At 68.3% G+C, this 23,015-nt stretch carries 23 protein-coding genes and 1 pseudogene; 17 read left to right on the top strand and 7 right to left on the bottom strand.

Annotated features, from left to right (window positions below; translation table 11 throughout):
- The first annotated feature begins 10 nt into the window (after positions 1 to 10).
- The 5 genes from mlaD (at position 11) to FKV23_RS00355 (ending at position 3,428) form a co-directional block, all read left to right on the top strand.
- A complete protein-coding gene (mlaD, locus tag FKV23_RS00375) occupies positions 11 to 541 on the top strand; it encodes an outer membrane lipid asymmetry maintenance protein MlaD (RefSeq protein WP_141622082.1) in 531 nt (176 codons plus the stop codon).
- Positions 542 to 604: 63 nt separating this feature from the next.
- Entirely contained in the window at positions 605 to 1,252 is a 648-nt protein-coding gene (locus FKV23_RS00370) for an MlaC/ttg2D family ABC transporter substrate-binding protein (protein ID WP_407067635.1), read from the top strand.
- A gap of 43 nt (positions 1,253 to 1,295) precedes the next feature.
- Positions 1,296 to 1,604, top strand: a complete 309-nt coding sequence (locus FKV23_RS00365) for an STAS domain-containing protein (protein WP_244244047.1) — start codon at positions 1,296 to 1,298, stop codon at positions 1,602 to 1,604.
- Positions 1,605 to 1,843: 239 nt separating this feature from the next.
- Positions 1,844 to 2,866, top strand: coding sequence for an MlaA family lipoprotein (locus FKV23_RS00360; protein WP_141624952.1), 1,023 nt, complete (start codon positions 1,844 to 1,846; stop codon positions 2,864 to 2,866).
- Positions 2,867 to 3,035: 169 nt separating this feature from the next.
- Positions 3,036 to 3,428 carry a hypothetical protein gene (locus FKV23_RS00355; protein ID WP_141622080.1) on the top strand — a complete coding sequence of 131 codons (393 nt, stop codon included), beginning with the start codon at positions 3,036 to 3,038 and terminating at the stop codon, positions 3,426 to 3,428.
- A gap of 62 nt (positions 3,429 to 3,490) precedes the next feature.
- Here FKV23_RS00355 and rmuC read toward each other — a convergent pair whose 3' ends face one another.
- Positions 3,491 to 4,867 carry a DNA recombination protein RmuC gene (rmuC, locus tag FKV23_RS00350; protein WP_141622079.1) on the bottom strand — a complete coding sequence of 459 codons (1,377 nt, stop codon included), beginning with the start codon at positions 4,865 to 4,867 and terminating at the stop codon, positions 3,491 to 3,493.
- A gap of 117 nt (positions 4,868 to 4,984) precedes the next feature.
- Between rmuC and FKV23_RS00345 the strand changes: the two genes are divergently transcribed.
- Both FKV23_RS00345 and FKV23_RS00340 read left to right on the top strand, forming a co-directional pair.
- Positions 4,985 to 5,335, top strand: a complete 351-nt coding sequence (locus tag FKV23_RS00345; RefSeq protein ID WP_141622078.1) for a GFA family protein — start codon at positions 4,985 to 4,987, stop codon at positions 5,333 to 5,335.
- A gap of 10 nt (positions 5,336 to 5,345) precedes the next feature.
- Positions 5,346 to 5,831, top strand: coding sequence for a GFA family protein (locus FKV23_RS00340; protein ID WP_141622077.1), 486 nt, complete (start codon positions 5,346 to 5,348; stop codon positions 5,829 to 5,831).
- On the opposite strand, the gene FKV23_RS00335 is transcribed toward FKV23_RS00340, so the two are convergent.
- Positions 5,828 to 6,769: a LysR family transcriptional regulator gene (locus tag FKV23_RS00335; RefSeq protein ID WP_141622076.1), complete on the bottom strand. Its 942-nt coding sequence runs from the start codon at positions 6,767 to 6,769 to the stop codon at positions 5,828 to 5,830. The two genes, FKV23_RS00340 and FKV23_RS00335, sit on opposite strands and share 4 nt — an antisense overlap.
- An 89-nt stretch (positions 6,770 to 6,858) precedes the next feature.
- On the opposite strand from FKV23_RS00335, the gene FKV23_RS00330 reads away from it, so the two are divergent.
- Together FKV23_RS00330 and FKV23_RS00325 are read left to right on the top strand one after the other, a co-directional pair.
- Positions 6,859 to 7,776, top strand: coding sequence for a DMT family transporter (locus FKV23_RS00330; RefSeq protein WP_167284843.1), 918 nt, complete (start codon positions 6,859 to 6,861; stop codon positions 7,774 to 7,776).
- Between the two features lie 195 nt (positions 7,777 to 7,971).
- Positions 7,972 to 8,562 (top strand): DUF6506 family protein, encoded by a 591-nt coding sequence (locus tag FKV23_RS00325; protein WP_141622074.1) that lies wholly within the window; start codon positions 7,972 to 7,974, stop codon positions 8,560 to 8,562.
- A 239-nt stretch (positions 8,563 to 8,801) separates the two neighbouring features.
- Here FKV23_RS00325 and FKV23_RS00320 read toward each other — a convergent pair whose 3' ends face one another.
- From FKV23_RS00320 to FKV23_RS00310, 3 genes are read right to left on the bottom strand one after another with little or no spacing between them, the layout of a single operon-like run.
- Positions 8,802 to 9,395: an NAD(P)H-dependent oxidoreductase gene (locus FKV23_RS00320; protein ID WP_141622073.1), complete on the bottom strand. Its 594-nt coding sequence runs from the start codon at positions 9,393 to 9,395 to the stop codon at positions 8,802 to 8,804.
- Between the two features lie 19 nt (positions 9,396 to 9,414).
- Entirely contained in the window at positions 9,415 to 10,365 is a 951-nt protein-coding gene (locus FKV23_RS00315) for a WG repeat-containing protein (protein WP_141622072.1), read from the bottom strand.
- A complete protein-coding gene (locus FKV23_RS00310; protein WP_141622071.1) occupies positions 10,362 to 11,531 on the bottom strand; it encodes a class I SAM-dependent rRNA methyltransferase in 1,170 nt (389 codons plus the stop codon). The genes FKV23_RS00315 and FKV23_RS00310 overlap by 4 nt, the downstream gene beginning before the upstream one ends.
- Positions 11,532 to 11,745: 214 nt before the next feature.
- Between FKV23_RS00310 and FKV23_RS00305 the strand changes: the two genes are divergently transcribed.
- The 4 genes and pseudogenes from FKV23_RS00305 to FKV23_RS00290 all read left to right on the top strand — a co-directional run bounded on the left by FKV23_RS00305 (position 11,746) and on the right by FKV23_RS00290 (position 16,129).
- On the top strand, positions 11,746 to 14,013 hold the full coding sequence (locus tag FKV23_RS00305; protein WP_208543204.1) for a glycogen debranching protein: 2,268 nt from the start codon (positions 11,746 to 11,748) through the stop codon (positions 14,011 to 14,013).
- 76 nt (positions 14,014 to 14,089) lie between these two features.
- A pseudogene (locus tag FKV23_RS00300) lies at positions 14,090 to 14,856 on the top strand (rhomboid family intramembrane serine protease).
- A gap of 119 nt (positions 14,857 to 14,975) precedes the next feature.
- Complete coding sequence (locus FKV23_RS00295) at positions 14,976 to 15,515, top strand: porin family protein (RefSeq protein ID WP_167284841.1); 540 nt, start codon at positions 14,976 to 14,978, stop codon at positions 15,513 to 15,515.
- Between the two features lie 146 nt (positions 15,516 to 15,661).
- On the top strand, positions 15,662 to 16,129 hold the full coding sequence (locus FKV23_RS00290; protein WP_141622068.1) for a cytochrome c oxidase assembly factor Coa1 family protein: 468 nt from the start codon (positions 15,662 to 15,664) through the stop codon (positions 16,127 to 16,129).
- 5 nt (positions 16,130 to 16,134) lie between these two features.
- Here FKV23_RS00290 and FKV23_RS00285 read toward each other — a convergent pair whose 3' ends face one another.
- Positions 16,135 to 17,625, bottom strand: coding sequence for an ABC transporter permease/substrate-binding protein (locus FKV23_RS00285; RefSeq protein ID WP_407067634.1), 1,491 nt, complete (start codon positions 17,623 to 17,625; stop codon positions 16,135 to 16,137).
- Positions 17,616 to 18,353 carry an ATP-binding cassette domain-containing protein gene (locus tag FKV23_RS00280; protein ID WP_141622067.1) on the bottom strand — a complete coding sequence of 246 codons (738 nt, stop codon included), beginning with the start codon at positions 18,351 to 18,353 and terminating at the stop codon, positions 17,616 to 17,618. Before FKV23_RS00280 ends, FKV23_RS00285 begins: the two co-directional genes overlap by 10 nt.
- Before the next feature lie 84 nt (positions 18,354 to 18,437).
- Between FKV23_RS00280 and FKV23_RS00275 the strand changes: the two genes are divergently transcribed.
- The 4 genes from FKV23_RS00275 to FKV23_RS00260 all read left to right on the top strand — a co-directional run bounded on the left by FKV23_RS00275 (position 18,438) and on the right by FKV23_RS00260 (position 23,009).
- Complete coding sequence (locus FKV23_RS00275) at positions 18,438 to 19,052, top strand: hypothetical protein (protein WP_141622066.1); 615 nt, start codon at positions 18,438 to 18,440, stop codon at positions 19,050 to 19,052.
- 3 nt (positions 19,053 to 19,055) lie between these two features.
- A complete protein-coding gene (locus FKV23_RS00270) occupies positions 19,056 to 20,756 on the top strand; it encodes a M28 family metallopeptidase (RefSeq protein WP_141622065.1) in 1,701 nt (566 codons plus the stop codon).
- Positions 20,757 to 20,823: 67 nt separating this feature from the next.
- Complete coding sequence (locus FKV23_RS00265; protein WP_141622064.1) at positions 20,824 to 21,840, top strand: TIGR00266 family protein; 1,017 nt, start codon at positions 20,824 to 20,826, stop codon at positions 21,838 to 21,840.
- Between the two features lie 134 nt (positions 21,841 to 21,974).
- A complete protein-coding gene (locus FKV23_RS00260) occupies positions 21,975 to 23,009 on the top strand; it encodes a patatin-like phospholipase family protein (protein ID WP_244244045.1) in 1,035 nt (344 codons plus the stop codon).
- The last annotated feature ends 6 nt before the right edge of the window (positions 23,010 to 23,015 follow it).

Here is a 23,015-nt window from a genome sequence, read left to right as displayed (position 1 = left end):
GGATCCTTCCATGAGTATTCGCGCCCCCCGCATCGAATTCGCCGTCGGCGCCTTCCTTCTGCTGGCCCTGGCCTCCCTGCTGGTGCTGGCGATCGCCTCCACCAACGGCAACTTCAGTTTTGGCGGCAGCACCTATGAGGTGAGTGCCCGCTTCAGCAACCTCGGCCCGTTGCGGCAGAACGCGCCGGTCAAGGTCGGCGGCGTCACCATCGGCAAGGTGGCGAAGATCGGACTGGACCCGGTCAAGCTGGATTCGGTGGTGACCCTGGCCATCGACAGCCGCTACAGCGACCTGCCGGCCGACACCAGCGCCGCGATCCTGACCAGCGGCCTGCTCGGCGAGAGCTTCGTCGGTCTCAAGCCCGGCGGAGACCCCGACCCGCTCAAGGACGGCGACGAGATCTTCCTGACCCAGTCCTCGGTCGACATCATCGAACTGGTCGGCAAGTACATGTTCAGCGGCGCTGCCGACAATGCGGGCAGTAGCGGCAATACCTCGCCCGACACCGCCGACGAGGCCGTGCCGGATTACCTGCAGTAAGTGCAGCAAGCCCAGCCCTCATTCCCGAGCCCTCCCCCTAGGAGCCGCCCCATGACCTCACGCATGATCCGACTCGCAGCCCTCCCGCTGTCCGTGCTGCTGCTGGCCACCGCCGGCCTGCCCATCGCACCCGCCGCCGCACAGGCGCAGGCGGCGAACCAGGCCGCCAGCCCGAGCCAGCTTGTACTCGACAACAGCACCCGCATCCTCAACACGCTCGAATCCCGCCGCGCCGAGTTCACCGCCGACCGCGGCAAGCTGCAGGCCTTCATGGTCGGCGAGTTCAACTCCATGTTCGACCGCGACTACGCCGCCCGGCTGGTGCTCGGCACCCACGGCCGCGGCGCCGCCGACGCCGACGTGAAGCTGTTCGCCGACGCTCTCGCCGACAGCCTGATGTCGCGTTACGGCAGCTCCCTGCTCGACCTCAATGCGCGCCTGCAGGTGCGGGTGAAGTCGGAAACCCCGATCCGCGGCGGCGCCATCGTCAAGGTCGCCAGCGAGTACCTGCGCCAGGGCGGCGAACCGGTGCCGGTCGACTACCTGATGCGCCAGAGCGGCGGCCAGTGGAAGGTGTTCGACGTGATGGTGGAAGGCGTCAGCTTCGTGCAGACCTTCCGCAACCAGTTCGACGCCCCGCTGCGGCAGAAGTCGATTCCGCAGGTCGCGGCCGACCTCCGCGCCGGTACAATCCAGGCCTCGACCAATTGAGGCGCCGGCGTCCACCGGGATGCCGTCAACGGAGCCTCAACGCATGGACACGACACGCATGACAGCTGCCAGCGTCCGCCGCGACGGCGACACCCTGATGTTCGCCGGGGAGCTTGGCCGCGATGCCTGCGCCTCGGCCTGGACGCAGGCACGTCCGCTGCTGGCCGGCACCCGGCGACTCGACCTGACCGCGGTCACGCGCGTGGACAGCGCCGGGCTGGCGCTGCTGGCCGAGATCGCCGAACAGGCCGGTATCGACCGCGGCGCCGGCGGCGTGGCGGGCGATCCCGCCGGCCTGTCCGAACTGCGTGCCGCCTACCGCATGGACGCGAACCTGACCTACGCAGGCTGAGTCGCATCCCCTTTACACAACACAGTGTTCCGGCTGCCAGCGCCCCATCGGGTGGCCGACACTCCAGCTACGGACAGTACACTCAGCCGATGCGACGCCCCCACTCGCACGCCCACCATGAAGGCCCTGCCCTGCGATTGACCGTCGCAGCCCTGCTTGCGGCGATGTCGCTGGGAGCGCAGGCCCAGATCATGGCCCGCCCGCTCTCGGCCGCAGAACAGGCCGCCTATCTGCGCTGCATGGAGGCCGCCGACAACGCTGCGTCGGCCTTCCAGCGCTGCCTGGCCGAGGCGACCGGAGACATCACGCCCGCAGCCACGCCACCGGAAGCAGAACTGCCGGAACAGGCGGAGCAGGACGCGCGCATCAAGCCAGCGCTGGAGCCGGCCCCCGAAGCCGGACTTGAAACGCCGCCTGATGCGACACCGGAAGTGGTGCCGGAACCCGTAGTGGACCCGGTCGCACCCACCGAAGCCGAATTCGACTATCACGCCATCTACGGCGGCTACGACCCGGTCGCCGACCCGACCCTGCCCGAGCCGGCCCAGATGCAGGCGGCCTACGACCCGTGGGAGCGCTACAACCGCAAGATGCACCGCTTCAACAACGCGGTCGACCGCAACGTCGCCCGGCCGCTGGCGCGCAGCTACGTCAAGGTGGTGCCGCGCCCGGTCCGGCTCGGGGTCAGCAACTTCTTCAACAACCTCGGCCAGCCGGTGTCGGCGGTGAACGCGCTGCTGCAGGGCAAGCCCAAGCAGGCCAGCCAGTCGCTGGGGCGGTTCCTGCTCAATTCCACCCTCGGCATCGGCGGCATCTTCGATCCGGCCAGCGACGCCAGGCTGCCCAACCGCAGCGAGGATTTCGGCCAGACCCTCGGCGTGTGGGGCTGGAAGAACTCGCGCTATGTCGAGCTGCCGCTGTTCGGCCCGCGCACCCTGCGCGACAGCTTCGGCCTGGTCGGCGACGCTCCGCTGAGCCCGCTGCGCCAGATCGACGACAACGCCGCGCGCTATGCGCTGCAGGGCCTGCAACTGGTCGACGTCCGGACCCAGCTGCTGGCCACCGACAGCCTGCGCGAAGGCGCCGCGGACGACTATGCCCTGGTCCGCGATGCCTGGCTGCAGCGCCGCAACTACCAGATCTACGGCGACCGCCTGCTCGAAGAGGACGACTCGCTGCCCGACTACCTGCGCGAGGAAGACAATCCGACCGTGCCGGTCGACGCAATGCCGGCACTGCCATCGGTGCCGGGCGGGAACTGACCGCCCTGCACCAGCCGGGCCGCTGGCGGCGGCCGTCTTCGAGATGTCAGGCCGCTCCTGTTAAGGTTGTCGCCTCCCGGGGTTCCTGCCGCCCGTCATCGCGGCGCATCGCCGCCGCAAGCACCATGCCTGCAACCCGGGATATGTCCATCCGAAAAGGAGTTTGCCGATGTCCAACCGCTTCCGCCCGAGCCGGCTCGCCGTACTGTCGGTCCTCGCCGCCGCCACCGCGGCCTGCGCCACGACCCCGCCGCCCGAACCTCCGTCCACGGTGCGTGGCCTGTACATCCATCTCGACGAGTCGCACATCATTCGTCCGTGCGGCAGCTCCTCGACACTCTGGATGACCGGCAGCGACAGCGTGCTTGAGCCGCTGCGCACCCGCTCGGCAGCCCGCTCGAAGGCGCTCGGCCAACCGCACCAGGGCGTCTACGCCGAAGTCGTGGGGCTCCTGGAGCCGACCGACGTGCCCGGTTACGCCAATGTCGTGCGCGTGCAACAGGCCGAACTGTTGGCCGATCATCTCCCGGCTACCTGCCAGACGGCCTCCGCCGCCGACTGACACCTCCGGCGGACTCCGCGGTCGCAGCCCGGGAAACCCGCAGGCTGCGCCCGGGATCAGGTTCAGTCCTTGTCGTCGGGTTCGTCGTCCAATGCACCGCCGAGCAGGCGCCGGCTGTCGTCCAGCGGCAGCGCCTCGACATCGCGCAGCTTGCGGGTCAGCACGCGGGTGCGGCGACCGGTCTCCTCGATCTTGTTGCTGGCCTCGTCGAGCTTCTTCTTCACCCCCTCGAGCACCACGCCGAACTTGCCGAACTCGGTCTTGACCGCGCCCAGGGTCTGCCAGACCTCGCTGGAGCGCTTCTCGATCGCGAGGGTGCGGAAGCCCATCTGGAAGCTGGTCATCAACGCCAGCAGGGTGGTCGGGCCGGCCACCGCGATGTGCAGGTCGCGCTGCAGGCCATCGACCAGGCCCGGCCGGCGCAGCACCTCGGCGTAGAGCCCTTCGGTCGGCAGGAACAGAATCGCGAATTCGGTGGTATGCGGTGCGGAGACGTACTTGTCGCGGATGCGCGCGGCCTCCAGCTTGACCTGCCGTTCCAGCGCGTCGCCAGCGAGCCGGGCGGCCTCCACGTCCGCGCGCTCCTGCGCGTCGAGCAGGCGCTCGTAGTCCTCGCGCGGGAACTTGGCATCGATCGGCAACCACACCGGCGTCTCGCTGTTGGAGCCGGGGAAGCGCACCGCGAACTCGACCCGGTCGTTGCTGCCCGGCACGGTGGCGACGTTGGCCGCGTACTGGTCGGGCGCGAACACCTGCTCCAGCAACGCCGCCAGCTGCACCTCGCCGAACACGCCGCGCGACTTGACGTTGCCGAGCACGCGCTTGAGGTCGCCGACCCCGGTCGCCAGCTGCTGCATCTCGCCAAGCCCGCGCTGGACCTGCTCCAGCCGTTCGGACACCAGCTTGAACGAGGCGCCGAGACGGGTTTCCAGCGTGCTCTGCAGTTTCTCGTCGACGGTGGCGCGCATCTGTTCGAGCCGGGCCGCGTTGTCGGCCTGCAGCTTCTGCAGCTGCTGCTCCAGCGTCGTCCGCATCTCGCCGATGCGCTGCTCGTTGCGCTGGGTCAGTTCGCGCAGCTGTGCCGACAGGGTGTCGGCGAACTGCTGCTGGCGGGTGGCCAGTTCCAGCCGAGCCTTGTGGGCATCGTCGTTGAGCGCGGTGCGCAGCTCGTCCAGGCGCTGGTCGGTGCGGTCGCGGAAGTCGGTCAGGCTGCGGCCGAAGCCATCGATACGGGCATCCTGCTGCTTGGACAGGCTGTCCAGCTGCTGGCGCAACTCGCCGCGTCCTTCACGCTGCTCCGCACGCAAGGCCTGCTCGAGCTGCTCGCGCAGGGCGCCGAACGCGGCCTCGGGCCGGCGCCGCAGCAGGACGACGAGCAGGACGATGGCGACCAGCACGGCCGCCAGCAGGATCACGACGAGGACTTGGACATCGGGCATGCCGCCAGTGTATCCGGCCCCGTCTCACCATCCGCGATCGGCGGGTGAGATCGTCGCGGCGCAGGCGTATGGTCTGCATTCCGGCGGCATGCCGCCCATCCACGGGAGGACTCCACGATGACGACACACACCGGAAGCTGCCATTGCGGCGCGGTCACCTTCGAGGCCGACGGCGAGATCGACGGCGGCCTGTCCTGCAATTGCTCGATCTGCCAGCGCAAGGGCGCGCTGCTGTGGTTCGTGCCGCGCGACAGCCTGCGGATCACCGCGGGCGAGGATGCGCTGAGCACCTACACCTTCAACAGGCACGTGATCCGCCACCAGTTCTGTTCGACCTGCGGCATGCATCCGTTCGGACTCGGCACCGATCCCAAGGGCAACGAGATGGCCGCAATCAACCTGCGCTGCCTGGAGGACATCGACCTCGCGGCGGTGCCGGTGCAGCATTTCGATGGCCGCTCGATGTAGGGATGCAGCCATGACCCACTCCAGCTTCCCGCTCGAAGGCCGCTGCACCTGCGGCGCGGTGCGCTACCGGGTGGAGGTCGCGCCGATCTTCGTCCATTGCTGCCACTGCCGCTGGTGCCAGCGCGAGACCGGCAGCGCGTTCGCGCTCAACGCGATGGTCGAGCGCGACCGGCTGGCGCTGGTGGACGGCGAGCCGGAGGAAATCCTGACGCCGTCCGAGAGCGGCAAGGGCCAGCGCATCATGCGGTGCCCGCAGTGCAGGGTGGCGCTGTGGAGCCACTACCCGGGTGGCGGCGACGCGATCGCCTTCGTCCGCGTTGGCACCCTGGAAACACCGGACGCACTGCGCCCGGACGTGCACATCTTCACCGCCTCGAAACAGCCGTGGGTGGTGCTCGATGCGGCCACGCCGGCATTTGCGGAGTTCTACGACCCGAAGCAGCTGTGGCCCGAGGACGCACGGCAGCGCTATCGCGACGCCAGGGCGAGCGCCTAACGGCGCATGTCCCAGCCGGGGGACTGCGCCCAGCTCCGGGTCAGGAAGTCGAGGAACACGCGCACCTTGGCCGGCACGTAGCGGCGCTCGGGCATGACCGCATACATGTCGAGGGCGGGAAAGCGCCATTCCGGCAGCACCCCCTCGAGTTCGCCACGGCTCAGCTCGCCGCCGACCACGAACTCGGGCAGCCGCGCGATGCCGCCGCCGCCGAGCACCGCCGCGCGCAGGGCGAGGCTGGAATTGGCCTCCAACCGCGCCGCGACAGCCACCCGAATGGTCTCCCCGGCACGACTCATCTCCCAGACGTAGCCGCCCGGCGTCAACGAGTAGTGCAGGCAGTCGTGGCCGGTCAACTGATCCGGATGCCCCGGCCGGCCATGGCGATCGAGGTAGGCGGGGGCCGCAAACAGCCCCACGCGCACGCGGCCAAGCCGGCGCGCGACCAGGCTGGAGTCGTCCAGCCGGCTACTGAAACGGATGGCCAGATCCAGTCCCGCGGCCACGAGGTCCTGCGGCCGGTCATCGAACTGCAAGTCGAGGTCGACCTGCGGCTGTTCGCGCAGGAACGCGCTGGCCAGCGGCGCGATGTGCAGCAGGCCGAAGCTCATCGGCACCGCCACCCGAAGCCGCCCCCGGGCCACGGTCTGGGTGTCGGCGACCGCGTCCTCGGCCGCCCGCGCCTGTGACAGCGCGGCCTGGGCATGGCGCAGATAGGCCTGCCCGGCCTCGGTCAGGCTCAGCCGGCGGGTGGTCCGGTGCAGCAGGCGTGCACCGAGTCGACGTTCCAGCGCCGAGACCTGCTTGCTGACCGCGGCCTTCGACAGCCCGAGGCTTTCGCTGGCGCGCACGAAGCTGCCGAGCTCCGCCACGCGCACGAATGCGAGCAGCCCGGCGAGGTCCAGGCTCGGTCCCTGTTCGAGCGGAATTGTTGACATGGGGAAACAGTCTAACGACTCGCAGGCCGATTATCCGCCCCCGCTCGATCACTACCTTGGAACCGCACCCACTCCACCGGAGCGATTCCATGAACGCCACCGCGCAACGCATCGCCCTGACCCTCGCCGCCGGCGGCCTGATCGGCAGCGGCTTCGTCGTCGCCAAACTGCTGCTCGACGCCGGCGCCGATCCGGCCACGATCGCACTGGTCCAGGTCGGCGGTGCCGGGCTGTTCCTCGGCACCGCGCTCAAACTCGGCGGCGGCGCGTTGCCGTTCCGCCGCGATACCTGGCGCTACCTGCTGGTCTCGGCACTGATCGGCATCGCCGCCGGCCCGCTGCTCGGGCAATGGGTGCTGGCGCGGATCCCGGCCGGCATCTTCACCGTGGTGGTGACGCTGTCACCAATGTTCACCACGCTCATCAATGCCGGCCTCGATCGTCGCCTGCCGGCCCCCATGACCGCGCTCGGGATCGGGATCGGCCTGGCCGGGGTACTGCTGGTGCTGGTGCCGCGCGCGCAGACGGTCGGCTCGGAGCAGGGCCTGGCCCTGGCGCTCGCACTCGGCGTGCCCGTGCTGCTCGCGGCCGGCAATGTCTATCGCTCGCGCCGCTGGCCGGACCGGCTGCCCGCGCCCGCGGCGGCGGCCGGCACCCTGCTCTCGCAAGGCCTGCTGCTGGTGCCGCTGTTCTTCGCCCGGACCACTGCCGGCGGCGCCGAGTTGCTTCCACTGTGGCCGCTGCTGGCCGCGCTGGTGACGATCACGGTCGCCGGCACCCTCGCCGCCTCGACCCTGCAGCGCACCGCCGGCGCCGCCGCCTTCAGCCAGATCGGCTATGTGATCGCACTGACCGGCGTGGCCGCGAGCGCGTTGATCTTCGGCGATGCGCTTGGCGCGCTGTTCTGGCCGGCCCTGGTGCTGGTGTTCGCCGGCATCGCGATCGGCAACCAACCCTCGGCGTCGGCGACCCCGGCTGCGACCCTCGGCGCAACCCCCGCCCGTTGACGCCTGCGTGCCCCTGCGCGATGCGCCAGGAACATGCTCTTTCATTTCGATCGTCATGATCGAAACCCATCGCGTTTCATTGCCTGCCTGAAACGCCAACATGGTGAATTGGTCGATGTGGCCGAAGTCCGGGCGTATCTGCCCGCATCCCGGACCACAGACCACAGGCCGGGCCCAACACCCAGGAGAACGCCAATGAAAATGTGCACGACGATCATCTATGACGCATCGGGATCGGCCGGGGACCGCATCGTCCGGCAAGACCCGGCGGGAGAGCTCACCATTGCCCTTCTCGGAAAAGGAGAGTCGGCCGAGGCCACTGCCCGCGAGCTTCTGAAGCAAGGGGCGCGTCGCATCGAGTTGTGCGGAGGCATGCCGGCTGCCGAGCGTGCCAAGGTCATCGCACTTGCCGATGGCAGAGCAAGCGTGAGTGGAGTGACCTTCGGAATCGAGTCGATCGTACCGGTTGCGGCATACAACGCCGCGTACCTGGAGGGCCACCCGCCGAAGGAGGCCATGATCATCCTCCAGCCAGGCGCCGACCCGGCAGGCGACCGCATCACCCGAGACCTTCCTCCGCAGCACATCACCATTGTGTTCGTGCCCGACGAAGCGTCCGCGCCCAAGATCGCTGCCACGCTCGTGGAAGGCGGCGTCCGCCTGATTGAGCTCTACGGCGGCTTCACCACCTCGGGGGCGGCTGCAGTCATTGCTGCGGCTGACGGCAAGGCCGCCATCGGCGTCGGCAGCTTCGCCATCGGAGATGAAGCAAACAGCGTCATCTGATGATCGTCTCATCCTCGAACTCATGGCGCCGGGACGGTTCAGTTCCCAGGGTTCCACATTCCGCGTCAACAACCGCCCCGGGGCGTATCAAGCACAGCGGCTCATCCCTGTTCGCGGCATCAACGCATTGGGGAAATCGGGACCCGGCAACGTGGCGCCTGAGGCCAGAGCGTCGACTGCTTGCCAGGCATGGTGACTGTGCAACGTCCCGACAGTCGCGCGTGGCCCACACGTCGCGACTACCGCGGCCAACGCAGCAGCGCGCGTTCGACCCGGCGCGTAAAGGACGCGAGCCGAGCCGGTTCCATCCTCTCGCTGCGGTATAGCGACAACATCCGGAACCGGCACTGCGGCGCGCAGGTGCCGACCAGGGCGGTCTTGAGCACACGGCGCAGCGGTTGCCGCATCAGCAGTCGATCCACCCACCACGGTGATCCGAGCGTGGTCACCGCCAGCATCCGTCGCAGCCCGGCCAGCCGCGGCCGGATCGGCCCATAGTCATCGGCATGATCGTAGGCGCTGCCGGGGGCCCAGACGCGGTCGAACCAGCCCTTGAGCATTGCCGGAAACCCGAACCACCAGGTCGGAAACACCAGCACGATGGCTTCAGCCGCCTGCAGCCGTGCCATCTGCGCCACTACCGCATCGGTCGGATAGTCCGTGTAGTAGCCGGCACGCTCGGACGCCGACAGGCGTGGATCGAAGCCGGATCCATACAGGTCCTCACGCTGCACCGTGTGGCCGGCCGCTTCCAGCGTCCGCACCACATGCGCGGCCAGGGCCTGGCACAGGCTCGACTCCAGCGGATGAGTGGTCACCACCAAGCAACGCATGCGTCCTCCGTTTCGAAGATCAGTCGGCGCGTTCGGACTCGGGCGGATCGGTCTCGACGCCGTCGCGCAGACGGATGTAATGCCAGACGTAATCGCGGTCGCGATGCTTGAGATACCCGTCCGGCTCGAATCCCCAGGCATGGAATGGCCCCATCGGAAGCGCGATGCGCGCAATCGGGCGGCCGTCGCGGTCGAAGATCTCGGCATGCCGGCCAAGAGAGGCCGGGCGACCGAGGTGCACGCTGACGAAACGTTCGGCTGCGGGCGAATAATGGTGGTGGAAGTAGAAAGCCGGGTGCGGTGCGGCCGGCGTGAGCCGGCGGCCGTCCAGTGCGTACACGAGGGTCTCGTAGTCGCCGGTTTCGACGATGGCGTAGCCATGTTCGGCCACCACCTCCTTGAACCGTGCACCTTCCGGCGGCCGCTGCTCGCGGCCGTCGACGTAGAGGACTTCACCCTCGTCGCAGCTGACATGGTTGAGGTCGATGACCTGGCAGAACCGCCGCACGTGTTGCAGCAGCAGCTCGCGGCGATCCGGCAGGCACAACAGGTCGTCTGCATCGGCACCGCGGCAGTAGGCATCGCCGCGCACCGATTCGGGCGGCATCAGCCAGCGTTGCTCATCGACCTGCAGGATGCCGCCATCGACCGTGTACACGCCCGCCGGCCTCGACCCATCACGGGTCCGCGCCTGATGCACATCGCTGTCGCCGGGTGCGATGACCTCGCGGCCGGTGGCGTCGAGCAAACCGGTCAGCCGGCGGCGCCGGTCGTTGTAGAGGTGAACCTTGGCATAGCCGTCCACGAACGGAAACGCAAAGTCGTAGCGGGGCGCCACCCGCTCCGTTCCGCTGGCGTCCCGGTAACCGTAGCGACCGTCTTCGGCCTGGAACGGCTGCAGCCCGGTCGCCGCGGCGGGAGCTGCCAGCAGCGCCGCGGCCAGCATCCAGCCGATACCCGTCCGCCTCAATCCAGCACCCGGCAGAACACCGCCTTCAGGTAGCGCGACTCCTGCACGTTGGCGAGGAACGGATGGTCCGGACCGGCGCCGGCGACCTTGAGCACTTGCACGGTACGGTTGGCGTAGAACGCGGCGCGGCGCAGCATGTCGAGGAACTGTTCCTCGCTGACCAGGCCGGTGCAGGAGAAGGTCGCGAACAGCCCGCCGGGTTTCACCACGCCCAACGCAAGCTTGTTCATGTCGAGGTACTTCTTCAGCGCCGGGATCACCTGGTCGCGGTCGCGGGTCATCTTGGCCGGGTCGAGGATGACCACGTCGAACTGCTCGCCGTTGTTGGCTGCGTCGCGCAGCCACGGGAAGATGTCGGCCTGGACGAAGCGCGGGCGGACATTGTTCAACTTCGCATTGCCCTTGGCGATCTCGATCACGTCGGCGTCGATGTCGATGCCGACCACCTCGCTGGCACCGCGCACCGCCGCATACACCGCGAAGCCGCCGGTGTTGCAGCACAGGTCGAGCACGCGCTGGCCTTGGACCCGGTGCGACAGCCATTCGCGGTTGTCGCGCTGGTCGGCGAAAAAGCCGGTCTTGTGCGCGCCGGCCGGATCGGCGCGGAAGCGGATGCCGTATTCGGTGATGACCGCCGGTTCGGTGCCCTGGGTGTCGCGGTAGTCGAAGCTTTCCTGCTTCTGCACGTGTTCGTCGGCGAAGCTGTGGAAGCGGCAGCCGGGGAACTGCGCGCGCAGGGCGTCGAAAATCTCGCTGCGGTGGCGCCAGGCACCGGCGCTGAAGAAGCCGACCACGATCAGGTCGTCGTAGCGATCGACGATCAGGCCGGAAATGCCATCTCCCTCGCTGTGAAACACGCGCCAGGCATTGCTGGCCTCATCCAACCGCAGCGTCTCGCGACGCAGCGCGACCGCTTCGGCGATCTTGCGCTCGAACCAACCGGCATCGACCGCCACCTCCGGGTCGGTTTCGAGGATGCGGATCGCGATCCGCGAATGGCCGTTGTAGAAGCCGCGGCCGATCCATTCGCCATCGACGCCGACCACGTCGACGATGCTGCCGGGCTTGGGTTTCGGGGTCGGCTTCTCGACCAGGCGCTGGAAGATCCATGGGTGGCTGGATTTCCAGGCGTTCTTGAGGCGGACGGTGGCGATGGTTGCGTTCATCGCGGCATTTTACTGCCTTGTGCCACGCCGGCGGTCGGCGCGTTGAATACGTTTGCAGGGCGCCGCAGGCGGGCATTGTGCACCTGCACCCGGTGCGATAGTCGCCGGCACGCGAACAGCGCGGGCCATCTTCGGGAGGGGAGCCATGCGGGACATGCGGAACCGGATACGAGGGTGGGGCAGGGCGGCTCGTGCACTGTGCCTGGCTGCGGCCTTGTCGCTGACATCGGCGCCGGGGCAGGCTGCGATCGATGCCAACGCGCTCGGCGCACGTTACGACGCCGGCGGCGCCAACATCGACTTTCGCGTGTATTCCTCGCGCGCGACCCGGGTCGAGGTCTGGATCTACAAGACCTCCTCCGGCGCGCAGGAGAAGGTGCGCTATGTGCTGAGCAAGAACAGCACGACCAACGTGTGGTCGAAGACGGTTCCGGTGTCCACCCTGCGCGACAGCTACGGCATCACCGGCACGGTGTACTACGGCTACCGCGCCTGGGGTCCGAACTGGCCCTACGACAGCAGCTGGAAGAAGGGCACCGGGACCGGCTTCATCAGCGACGTCGACAGCAACGGCAACCGCTTCAACCCGAACAAGCTGCTGCTCGACCCGTACGCGCGCGAGACCAGCCACGACCCGATCACCCCGGCCTGCACCGACGGAACGCTCTACGCCAGTGGCGTGGGCCACCGCAACAAGGACAGCGGCGCGTGCGCATCCAAGGGCATCGTGCTGGCCAACGACGCAACCTCGACCGGCAGCAAGCCGACCCGCGCGTTCCGCGACGAGGTGATCTACGAAGTCCACCTGCGCGGGCTGACCATGAACGACACCTCGCTGCCAGCTGCAATCCGCGGCACCTATGCCGGCGCGGCGCAGAAGGCGGCGTACCTGGCCGACCTCGGGATCACCGCGGTCGAGTTCCTGCCTCTGCAGGAGACCCAGAACGACCAGAACGACATCGACCCGAACTCGGCCGACGGCGACAACTACTGGGGCTACATGACCCTGAACTGGTTCGCGCCGGACCGCCGCTACTCCTCCGACAAATCGCCCGGTGGGCCGACCCGCGAGTTCAAGGCGATGGTCAAGGCGTTCCACGACGCCGGCATCAAGGTCTACGTCGACGTGGTCTACAACCACACCGGCGAGGGCGGGCCGTGGAGCGGCAGCGACGGGCACACGGTCTACAACCTGCTGTCCTGGCGCGGGCTCGACAACCCGACCTACTACTCGCTCACCAGCGATTACCAGTATCCGTGGGACAACACCGGCGTCGGCGGCAACTACAACACCCGCAACGCTGTCGCCCAGGACCTGATCGTCGACTCGCTGGCGTACTGGCGCGACGAACTGGGCGTGGACGGCTTCCGCTTCGACCTCGCCTCGGTGCTCGGCAACACCTGCGAGCACGGTTGTTTCAACTTCGACAAGATGGACAGCGGCAACGCGCTCAACCGCATCGCCAATGAGTTGTCGCCACGGCCGGACAACGGCGGCAGCGGGATCGACCTGATCGCCGAGCCGTGGGCGGTCGGCGGCAACTCCTACCAGGTCGGCGGCTTCCCGTGGAAGTGGGCTGAGTGGAACGGCATCTACCGCGACCAGATCCGCAAGAAGCAGAACATGCTCGGCATGGAGACGATCACCACCGGCACGCTGGCCACGCGCTTTGCCGGTTCCTCGGACCTGTACGGCGACGACGGCCGCAAGCCTTGGCATTCGGTCAACTTTCTAGTCGCCCACGACGGCTTCACCCTCAACGACCTGTACGTCTACAACCAGAAGCAGAACAACCAGCCCTGGCCCTATGGCCCGTCCGACGGCGGCGAAGACCACAACCACAGCTGGGACCAGGGCGGAGTCGCGGCCGAACAGCGCAAGGCCGCGCGCACCGGGCTGGCGTTGCTGATGCTCAGTGCCGGCGTGCCGATGTTCACCGGCGGCGACGAGGTGCTGCGCACCCAGTTCGGCAACAACAACCCGTACAACCTCGACTCGCCGGCCAACTGGCTGTACTGGACCCGCGACGGCCACGAGGCCAACCACGAAGAGTTCACCCGCCGCCTGGTCGCGTTCCGCAAGGCGCATCCGGCGCTACGCCCGGCGAATTTCTATTCCAGCGCCGACAACAACGGCAACGTGATGGAGCAGCTGCGCTGGTTCAGGCCCGATGGCCAGCAGGCCGAGAGCGGCTACCTCAACGACGCCAACAACCACGCCATCGCCTGGCGCATCGACGGCAGCGAGTTCGGCGACCCGGCCAGCGCGATCTACATCGCCTACAACGGCTGGTCCGGCAACGTGAACTTCACCCTGCCGTGGCCGGGCAACGGCAAGAGCTGGTACCGGGTCACCGACACCGCGACCTGGAACGAAGGCCCGAACGCGGTCCGCCTGCCCGGTTCCGAGGACTACATCGGCGGCGAATGGACGGTGTACGGGCTGCAGGGGCGCTCGGTGCTGCTGTTGATCGCACGCTGACCGTCCCGGCGGCGGAACACTGCCGCCCGCCCCGGCGCGACTTGCAATCGGCGCCGACGGCTGCCATCTGTTGCCCATGGACCTGCCCACCGACGCCACTCCCGACACCCCCGACCAGCGCAAGGCGGACAAGCGCCGCTGGCTGCGGGCGCTCAACCTGAGCCTGGCCTTCGTCGGCATGCTGACCGCGGTGTTCCTGATCCAGCCGTACTTCGACATCGCCCCTGGACGGTGCGGCCCGGCTCGTGGACTGGCCTGGTCGGCGTGCTGACCGCACCGCTGCTGCACGGCTCATTCGAGCACCTGGCGGCCAACGCCACCGCGTTGCTGCTGCTCGGCACCCTAGCCGGCGGCATGTACCCGAAAGCGACCTTGCGTGCGTTGCCGTTGTTCTGGCTCGGTTCCGGCCTCGGCGCATGGCTGCTCGGCCAGCCCGGCTCGCATCATCTCGGTGCCAGCGGATTGAGCCACGGACTGATGTTCATGGTGTTCCTGCTCGGCGTGCTGCGCCGCGACCGGCCGGCGGCGGCGGCGGCGATGGCGGCATTCCTGTTCTATGGCGGCATGTTGCTGACCGTGCTGCCGCGCGAGCCCGGCGTGTCATGGCAGGCGCACCTCGGCGGCGCGGCCGGCGGTGTCCTTGCCGCCTGGCTGTTCCACCGCCTCGACCCGCGACCACCCCGCAAACGCTACAGCTGGGAGGACGAGGAGGAAATCGACCCCACCGCCGAGGCCGACCGCAACGAGCTCGAACCCCGGGCGCCCCACGACGTGCCGGTGATCTGGCAGCGCCACGAAGACCCGACCGGCACGGTGCTGCCATTCCGGCGCCGGCAGCCCTGAGTCCAGCCGCACCTTTTTCAGCGCCGAACTGTTTCCGTCACGGATTGTTGACATCGATAGGTGGCTTGGGCATGTTGCCGTCGCCCAATGACGGGCAGGAACTCTCAAGGACCAAGCCAATGAAGAAGACCCTCGCCCTTTCACTCGTCCTGGCCCTGGGCGGCCTGACCGGTACGGCTCTGGCCGCCAATGGCTCCGGAACGTTCGTGCGTGGCGAAGTCGGCAACAGCGATATCGAAATCGGCGGTTTCGATGGCAGCGACACTGCACTGAGCCTGCGTGGCGGCTACTACTTCAACAGCAATGTCGCGGTCGAGGCGTTCTACAGCAACCTCGGCAAGGATTCGGACGACAGCGTGCGCGCCAAGATCCACGGCTTCGGGCTTGGGGTGGTGGGCAAGCGCAACTTCATCGACCCTCACCACGGCTTCTTCATCAGCGGCCGCGCCGGCGTGATGCACACAACCACGGATATCTCGGTCAGCGGTCTGGGCAGCGCCGACGATTCGTCGAGCAAGCCCTACGTCGGGATCGGGATCGGCTACGATTTCAGCCCCGCTTTCGGGCTGGGCCTGAATTACGACTTCATCAAGGCCGAGGCGTTCGACACCAACATCGACATCCAGACCGTGACCCTGGGCCTGGAAATGCGCTTCTGATTCCTGTGCAGAATGGGGCGGCGATCGATATGGCGGTCGCCGTTCCTGTCTGCCAGCACCGTCGCTGTCGCCCACGCGCCCCGCTTTTCACCCGAAGACGGCAGCGCCTCGCACGAGTTGCCGCCACACTCTGAAGGAGCATCGACATGACCCGGACGCCTGCAAGCAGGAACTGGTGGCAGCGCAACTGGAAGTGGTTCGTGCCGGTCCTGGGCATCGGCCTGCTGGCGCTGGTTGCCGCGGCGGTGTTCGCCATGCTGTCGCTGATCTCGGGAGTGTTTCGTTCCTCCGAGCCCTACCGGCACGCGGTCGCGATGGCGCAGGCCTCGCCCGAAGTGGTGGCTGCGTTGGGCGAGCCGATCGAGACCGGTTTCATGCCGACCGGCACCTTCAACGTCGACAACGACAGGGGCGAAGCCGACCTCTCGATCGGCCTGCATGGCCCGCGCGGCAAGGCCACCGTGTACGTGGAAGCCACCCGCGAGCGCAAGCGCTGGAGCTACCGGACCTTGCTGGTCGCGCTGGACGATCGTGATGTCGATCTGCTGGCGGCGGATGCGCTCGCGGCGCCCGGCAGCGACACGCGGGAAGAAGCCCCGGACGCGCCCCTGTAGCGCGGCTACTCCCTTGCCACGATCCGCAGACCGCGTGGTGTCAGCGCGCGCTCGATGCCCTCGAACAGGCCCTGCGCGGCCAGCGCCAGCAACGCCGCCGGCACCGCGCCTTCGAGGATCAGGCCGATGTCGTCGAGGCGGATGCCGGTCAGGATCGGCTGGCCGTAGCCGCCGGCACCGATCAGCGCACCGAGGGTGGCGGTGCCGACATTGATCACCGCCGCGGTCTTGATGCCGGCCAGGATCGTGCGCAACGCCAGCGGCAGTTCGATCCGCCACAGCCGTGTGCGTGGCGGCAGGCCGAGCGCGGAGGCGGTCTCGCGCAGGTCGCGCGGGATGCCGGTGATGCCGGCATGGGTGTTGCGCACGATCGGCAGCAGGCTGTAGAGGAACAGCGCGGCGATCGCCGGCCCGGCGCCGATCCCGAACAGCGGGATCATGAACACGAACACCGCCAGCGACGGCAACGTCTGCAGCAAGCCGGTCAGCGACAGCACCACCTGCCCAAGCCGTGGCCGACGCGCGGCCAGCACACCCAGCGGCAGCGCGACCATCAACGCAAGCACCAGCGAAATGCCGACCAGGCCGAGGTGTTCGAGCGTGCGCTGCGCGATCCGTGCCGCGCGCCCGGCCGCGCGCGGAGCTTCGACACCGAGCCAGTCGGCGGCCACCGTCGCCTCGTTCTCGCGGCCCAGCTTCACCCGTGCATTGAGCCGGCGCATGGTCGGCGCGTCGATGCGTCCGGCCATTGCCTCCAGCGCGGCAGTCCATTCCGGCGCGCGCGCATCCAGGTCGGCGCGGTAGATGAACACCGCCTGGTAGTCGGGGAAATAGTGGCGGTCGTCATCGAGCACGGCCAGGTCGTAGTAGTCGATCTCGGCATCGGTGCTGTAGAGGTCGGTGACGTCGATCGCGCCGCTCTGCAATCCGCGGTAGGCGAGGTCGTGATCCAGTCCGTTGGCCTGCTGCGGCAGTCCGTAGGCCTCGCGCAGACCAGGCCAGCCGTCGGCGCGTTGCATGAACTCGTTGCTGAGGCCGACCGTGAGGCCGGGGTGCGCGACGAGGCCGGAAATCGTGCCGACGCCCAGCGCCAGTGCGCGGTCGCTGCGCATGCCCAGCGCATAGGTGTTGTTGAAACCCAGCGGCGCGGTCATGCGCAGGCCGCGCTCGGCCAATGCGGACTCGAGCGCGGCAAGATCGGCGCCCGGCATCCTCAGCAGCTCCTGGGCGAGGGTGCCGGTGTATTCGGGATAGGCATCGATTCCGCCCTCCTCCAGTGCCCGCCAGAGGATGCGGGTGCCGCCAAGCTGGCGACGGTGCTCGACCCTGCGGCCGAGATCGCGTCCGGCCCCGGCCGCGATTTCGGCCAGGATCACCGACTCGGTGAAGTTCTTGCTGCCGATGCGGACTCCGTCGGCGGCGATGGCCGGCATTGCCGCTGCCGCAATCAGCATCAGCATCAGCACGCACAGAAGCGGGCCGCGCGTCACAGGCATTCCTCCAGGCTGCGCTGCGCGTGCAGGAACTCGCGCACGAACGGCTCGGCCGGCATGTCATGCAGCTCACGCGCACTGCCCTGCTGGACGATGCGGCCACTGCGCAGCAACACCAGCGTATCGGCGAGATACGCCGCCTCGGCGACATCATGGGTCACCATCACCACGGTCTTGCGCAGCGCCGCGAACAGTTCGCGCATCTGTGCCTGCAGTTCATGACGGATGACCGGATCGAGCGCGCCCAGCGGCTCGTCCAGCAGCAGCACCGGTGGATCCAGCATCAGCGCGCGCACCAGTCCGACCCGCTGGCGCTGGCCGCCGGACAGCTCGGCCGGATAACGCTTCAGGGCATCGGGGGGCAGCCGGCACAGCACTGCCAGTTCGGCGAGCCGCGCATCGATGCGCTCACGCGGCCAGCCCAGCGTGCGCGCCAGCAGCGCCGCGTTGTCGGCCGCGCTCAGGTGCGGGAACAGGCCGCCTTCCTGGATCACGTAGCCGATCCGGCGCCGGTGTTCGGGCAGGCGTTGGCGTTGCAACGGCTCACCGTCGAAGCGCACCTCGCCGCGGTCGGGCCAGTCCAGCCCGACCAGCATCCGCAGCACGGTCGACTTGCCGGCGCCGCTGGGACCGATCAGCGCGGTGGTGCAGCCACGCGCGACGTGCAGGTCGATTCCGTCCAGGGCGACGGTCGAGCCATGGCGCTTGCTGACATGGGCGAGATCGAACATCGGGGCAGCTTAGCGCACGTCCGTGCACAGGCTCGCGGCGGTCCATCGTCTTGCGTATAACGTCCCAATCACAGGGGGAAACCAATGAACCAGCAATCCAACGACGCCGCGCTCAGTGATGCCAACGTATACGCGCCGCCCGTCGCCGATGTGGCCGACCCGGTATCGGATGTCCGCAGCGACGAGTTCTACGTGGTCGGCCGGACCAAGTTCTTTCTGTTGTACTTCCTGACCCTGGGCCTGTATCAGCTGTACTGGTTCTACAGTCACTGGGCCAGTTTTCGACGGTCGCGTGGCATTTCGTTATGGCCGGTGCCACGTGCGATCTTCGCGATTTTCTTCACCCATTCGCTGACCGAAAAGATCGATGATCGCCTGAAGAAGGCAGGCTCGCGACTGGCATGGTCCCGTGGGGTCCTTGCCACCCTGCTCGTCGTACTGATGATCGCGAGCAACATCCTGGACCGGCTGTCATGGAAGGAAATCGGCTCACCGGCGACCGACTACCTGTCGCTGCTGGTCATGATTCCGATCAGCCTGGTGATGTGGCGCATCCAGGAAGCCGCCAATCACGCCTGTAGCGATCCGACCGGTGCATCGAACCAGCGCATCACCTGGGCCAATATCGTCTGGTTGGTGCTCGGTGGGTTGTTCTGGCTGCTGGTCATCGCCGGCCTGCTGTTGCCGGAGGAGATCTGACCTGTGTTTCCGCGCCCGTCATCCCGGCCGTCGGTCAGGCCCTTCGCAGCGGCACTGGCGCTTGCACTGCTGCTTCCGCTATTGCCCGCCTGCCAGCGCGATGCCGCTTCCGTCGCGCCCGAGCGCGAGCCCTGGGATGCCTCCGCCTCGGCAGGCATGCGCCGGATCGAGGCCGACGTGCGTTTCCTTGCCGACGACCTGCTCGAGGGCCGCGAGGCCGGCACCCGCGGCTTCGACCTCGCCGCGCTGTACGTGGCCCAGCGGATGCGCGCGACCGGGCTAGCGCCGGCCGGCGACAACGGTTACTACCAGCAGGTACCGATGCTGCAATCCACCCGCATCGCCGCGGGCAGCGAACTGGTGATCCGACGCGAAGGCGTCGACACCTCGTTGGCGTTCCGCGCGCAGTTCCTGCCGGCGCCGGATTTCAATGCCGAGGCGGCCGAGATCGAAGCGCCGATGGTCTTCGTCGGTCAGGGCGTGCATGCGCCTGAACTCGACCACGACGATTTTGCCGGTGTCGATCTGGACGGCAAGGTCGCGGTGCTGTTCGGCGGCGCGCCGGCGCACTTCGACAGCGACCGCCGCGCGTTTTATTCCTCCTATCCCGAAAAACAACGCGCGCTGGTCGAACGCGGCGCGGTCGGCGCGATCATAGTGCGTACCGACGAGGACGAGGCACGCTTCCCCTGGCAGCACCTAGCCGAGAACGCGGGCAAGCCGTCGATGCGCCTGCGCGGCGACGACGGCCAAGCGCTCGATACCTTCCCGCAGCTCCAGGTCGTGGCCATGGTCGGCACTGCCGCCGCGCCGCGGCTGCTCGACGCCGGCGGCCACAATGCCAAGGCACTGTTCGCCGATGCCGAAGCCGGCCGTCTGCGCGCGTTCGACCTGCCGGGCACGGTCCGGATGTCATCGCGCTCCAGGATCGCGCCGGTCCAATCGCGCAACGTGGTCGGCGTGCTGCCGGGCAGCGATCCGGCGCTGGCCGGCGAGCATGTGGTGTTCAGCGCCCACCTCGATCACATCGGCATCGGCGCTCCGGTCGATGGCGACTTCATCTACAACGGCGCACTCGACAACGCGCTCGGCGTGGCGATCATGCTGGAGGCGGGCAAGCGGCTAGCGCAGTCGGACAGCCCGCCGAAACGCTCGCTGCTGTTCGTCGCCACCACCGCCGAGGAGAAGGGCCTACTTGGCGCAGAATGGTTCGCGCAGCGACCGACCGTGCCGCGCGACTCGCTGATCGCCAACATCAACATGGACATGCCGGTACTGCTGGCGCCGACCACCGACGCAGTGCCGGTCGGCGTCGAGCATTCCAGCCTGCAGCCGCTGGTCGAGCAGGCCGCGGCCGAGGTTGGCGTCGAACTGTCGCCGGACCCGGTCCCGGAAGAGTCGATATTTGTGCGCAGCGACCAGTACGCCTTCATCCGCGCCGGCATCCCGGCGGTGTACCTGATCGGCGGCTACAAGGGCCGCGACGGCGTCGATGCCAGGGCCGCGAACGGTGCTTTCCTGCGCACGCACTATCACCGTCCCGGCGACGATGCGCACCAGCCGATCCGTTACGACGATGCCGCGCGGCTGGCCCGCCTCAATGCGGAGATCGGCCAACGCATCGCCGACGCAGCGGAACGGCCGCGCTGGAACGAGGGCGATTTCTTCGGCGAGCAGTTCGGCGACGCTGCCAGCGACCGATGACCTTTGGCCGATGCCCGATCATCGCGGATGACTACACTCGGGCCGTCCTTCCACAAGGGAATGTCCGATGAGCCAGTGGTATTTCGTTCCACCCGGCGGCGAGCGCGCCGGTCCACTCGACGCCGACGCCGCGCAGGCCTACGCCCGCCAGAATCCCACCGCGCAGTGCTGGCGCGACGGCCTGTCCGGCTGGCAGCCGGTCCGTGCCATGCCCGAGTTCGCTGAGGCCAGCGGCGCGACCCCGCGGCACATGCCGCCGGCACCGCCGCCGTCGAAGGGCCGCAGCGACGACATCGACTACCGTATCGTCGGCACCGACATGCAGTTCGTCGAGATCGAACTCGACCCGGGCGAGACCGCAGTCGCCGAGGCCGGTGCGCTGATGTACAAGGATGCCGCGGTCCGCATGGACACCGTGTTCGGCGACGGCTCGCACAGCGGCCAGGGTGGCGGCGTGTTCGACAAACTGCTGTCGGCCGGCAAGCGCGTGGTCACCGGCGAGAGCCTGTTCATCACCACCTTCACCCACGCCGGCAGCGGCAAGGCGCACGTGGCGTTCGCGGCGCCCTATCCCGGCACCGTGCTGGCGATGAAGCTCGACGAGCACGGCGGCCGGCTGATCTGCCAGAAGGACAGCTTTCTCGCCGGTGCGCGCGGCGTCTCGCTCGGCATCCACCTGCAGCGCAAGATCCTCACCGGCCTGTTCGGCGGCGAGGGGTTCATCATGCAGAAGCTCGAGGGCGATGGCTGGGTGTTCGTGCATGCCGGCGGCACCATCGTCGAGCGCGAGCTCAAGGCCGGCGAGCGCCTCGATGTCGACACCGGTTGCGTGGTCGCCTTCCATGACAGTGTGCAGATGAACATCACCCGGGTCGGCGGCATCAAGAGCATGCTGTTCGGCGGCGAGGGCATGTTCCTGGCCACACTGACCGGACCGGGCCGGGTCTGGCTGCAATCGCTGCCGTTCTCGCGCCTGGCCGGGCGGATGCTGGCGGCGGCCCCGCAGGGCGGTGGCCAGGACCGCGGCGAGGGCTCGGTGCTCGGCGGCATCGGCCGCCTGCTGGGCGGCGACAACCGGTTCTGAGCCACGGTCGAGGCCGTCTCCCGGTGCAGGGAGACGGCCTCGACATCGGTCGGCCACGGTTGGGGCTGGCGCCGGTATCCTGCGGCGTCATGACTTCCCTTCCCGCTCCGCCCATGCCCACCTCATCGCTCCGCATGCCCCTGTCGTTGACGCTGGGGTTGCTGCTGACCCTGTTGCTGGCCGCCTGCGGCGGCAACACCCGGCCGACCGCACCGCCGGCCGTGGTCGCGCCGCCACCGGCACCGTCCGAGATCCGCGTCGGCCTCGCCCTCGGCGGCGGCGCAGCCAAGGGCTTCGCCCACATCGGCGTGATCAAGATGCTGGAAGCCAATGGCATCCAGGTCGACACGGTCGCCGGCACCAGTGCCGGCAGCGTGGTCGGCGCGCTGTACGCGAGCGGGATGGATTCGTTCGAGATGCAGCGCAAGGCGGTCGCGCTGGACGAATCCTCGATCCGCGACGTCCGCCTGTTTTCCGGCGGACTGGTCAAGGGCCAGGCGCTGCAGGACTACGTCAACACCCAGGTCGGCGGCAAGCCGATCGACCGCTTCCCAAAACCCTTTGCCGCGGTGTCGACCCGGCTGGAGACCGGCGAGCGCGCGGTGTTCGTGCGCGGCAACACCGGCCAGGCGGTGCGTGCGTCAAGCAGCATTCCGGGCGTGTTCGAGCCGGTCGCGATCGGCGACAAGCACTATGTCGACGGCGGCATGGTAAGCCCGGTACCGGTCGATGCCGCGCGCCAGCTCGGCGCCGACTTCGTGATCGCGGTCGACATCTCAAACAAGGCCAGCGGCAGGAAGCCCGACGGCATGCTCGGCATCGTCAACCAGTCGATCGCGATCATGGGCCAGCGCGCGGGCGCCGAGGAACTGGGACGCGCCGACGTGGTGATCCGACCCGAGGTGCAGGACATCGGCCCGGCCGACTTCGAACAACGCAGCGCCGCCATCCTGGCCGGCGAGCGCGCCGCACTGGCGGCACTGCCGCAGATCCGCGCCAGGCTCGCCGAACTGTCGGTGGCCCGTGCCAGCGAGCAGCAGGAGAAATTCAAGCGCGAGCAACTCGAAGCCGCACGCCTGGCCTGCCTGCAGCAGGAGCCCGGCCGGATCACCCGCCTGCTGGGCCGCGCCCCCGACTGCGATGCGCTGGAGGTATCCGCGCGCAACTGAGGCCAG

Source organism: Lysobacter alkalisoli (assembly GCF_006547045.1).
GTDB classification, from domain to species: Bacteria; Pseudomonadota; Gammaproteobacteria; order Xanthomonadales; family Xanthomonadaceae; genus Marilutibacter; species Marilutibacter alkalisoli.
The sequence above is the reverse complement of the archived record's forward strand: the minus strand, read 5'-3'. Positions and strand labels throughout refer to the sequence as shown.

Excerpts from the sequence above, each read along its gene's own strand:
- mlaD (WP_141622082.1), top strand. The coding sequence starts at position 11 with ATGAGTATTCGCGCCCCCCGCATCGAATTCGCCGTCGGCGCCTTCCTT.
- FKV23_RS00370 (WP_407067635.1), top strand. The coding sequence starts at position 605 with ATGATCCGACTCGCAGCCCTCCCGCTGTCCGTGCTGCTGCTGGCCACC.
- FKV23_RS00365 (WP_244244047.1), top strand. The coding sequence starts at position 1,296 with ATGGACACGACACGCATGACAGCTGCCAGCGTCCGCCGCGACGGCGAC.
- FKV23_RS00360 (WP_141624952.1), top strand. The coding sequence starts at position 1,844 with ATGGAGGCCGCCGACAACGCTGCGTCGGCCTTCCAGCGCTGCCTGGCC.
- FKV23_RS00355 (WP_141622080.1), top strand. The coding sequence starts at position 3,036 with ATGTCCAACCGCTTCCGCCCGAGCCGGCTCGCCGTACTGTCGGTCCTC.
- rmuC (WP_141622079.1), bottom strand. The coding sequence starts at position 4,867 with ATGCCCGATGTCCAAGTCCTCGTCGTGATCCTGCTGGCGGCCGTGCTG.
- FKV23_RS00345 (WP_141622078.1), top strand. The coding sequence starts at position 4,985 with ATGACGACACACACCGGAAGCTGCCATTGCGGCGCGGTCACCTTCGAG.
- FKV23_RS00340 (WP_141622077.1), top strand. The coding sequence starts at position 5,346 with ATGACCCACTCCAGCTTCCCGCTCGAAGGCCGCTGCACCTGCGGCGCG.
- FKV23_RS00335 (WP_141622076.1), bottom strand. The coding sequence starts at position 6,769 with ATGTCAACAATTCCGCTCGAACAGGGACCGAGCCTGGACCTCGCCGGG.
- FKV23_RS00330 (WP_167284843.1), top strand. The coding sequence starts at position 6,859 with ATGAACGCCACCGCGCAACGCATCGCCCTGACCCTCGCCGCCGGCGGC.
- FKV23_RS00325 (WP_141622074.1), top strand. The coding sequence starts at position 7,972 with ATGAAAATGTGCACGACGATCATCTATGACGCATCGGGATCGGCCGGG.
- FKV23_RS00320 (WP_141622073.1), bottom strand. The coding sequence starts at position 9,395 with ATGCGTTGCTTGGTGGTGACCACTCATCCGCTGGAGTCGAGCCTGTGC.
- FKV23_RS00310 (WP_141622071.1), bottom strand. The coding sequence starts at position 11,531 with ATGAACGCAACCATCGCCACCGTCCGCCTCAAGAACGCCTGGAAATCC.
- FKV23_RS00295 (WP_167284841.1), top strand. The coding sequence starts at position 14,976 with ATGAAGAAGACCCTCGCCCTTTCACTCGTCCTGGCCCTGGGCGGCCTG.
- FKV23_RS00290 (WP_141622068.1), top strand. The coding sequence starts at position 15,662 with ATGACCCGGACGCCTGCAAGCAGGAACTGGTGGCAGCGCAACTGGAAG.
- FKV23_RS00285 (WP_407067634.1), bottom strand. The coding sequence starts at position 17,625 with ATGCCTGTGACGCGCGGCCCGCTTCTGTGCGTGCTGATGCTGATGCTG.
- FKV23_RS00280 (WP_141622067.1), bottom strand. The coding sequence starts at position 18,353 with ATGTTCGATCTCGCCCATGTCAGCAAGCGCCATGGCTCGACCGTCGCC.
- FKV23_RS00275 (WP_141622066.1), top strand. The coding sequence starts at position 18,438 with ATGAACCAGCAATCCAACGACGCCGCGCTCAGTGATGCCAACGTATAC.
- FKV23_RS00265 (WP_141622064.1), top strand. The coding sequence starts at position 20,824 with ATGAGCCAGTGGTATTTCGTTCCACCCGGCGGCGAGCGCGCCGGTCCA.
- FKV23_RS00260 (WP_244244045.1), top strand. The coding sequence starts at position 21,975 with ATGCCCCTGTCGTTGACGCTGGGGTTGCTGCTGACCCTGTTGCTGGCC.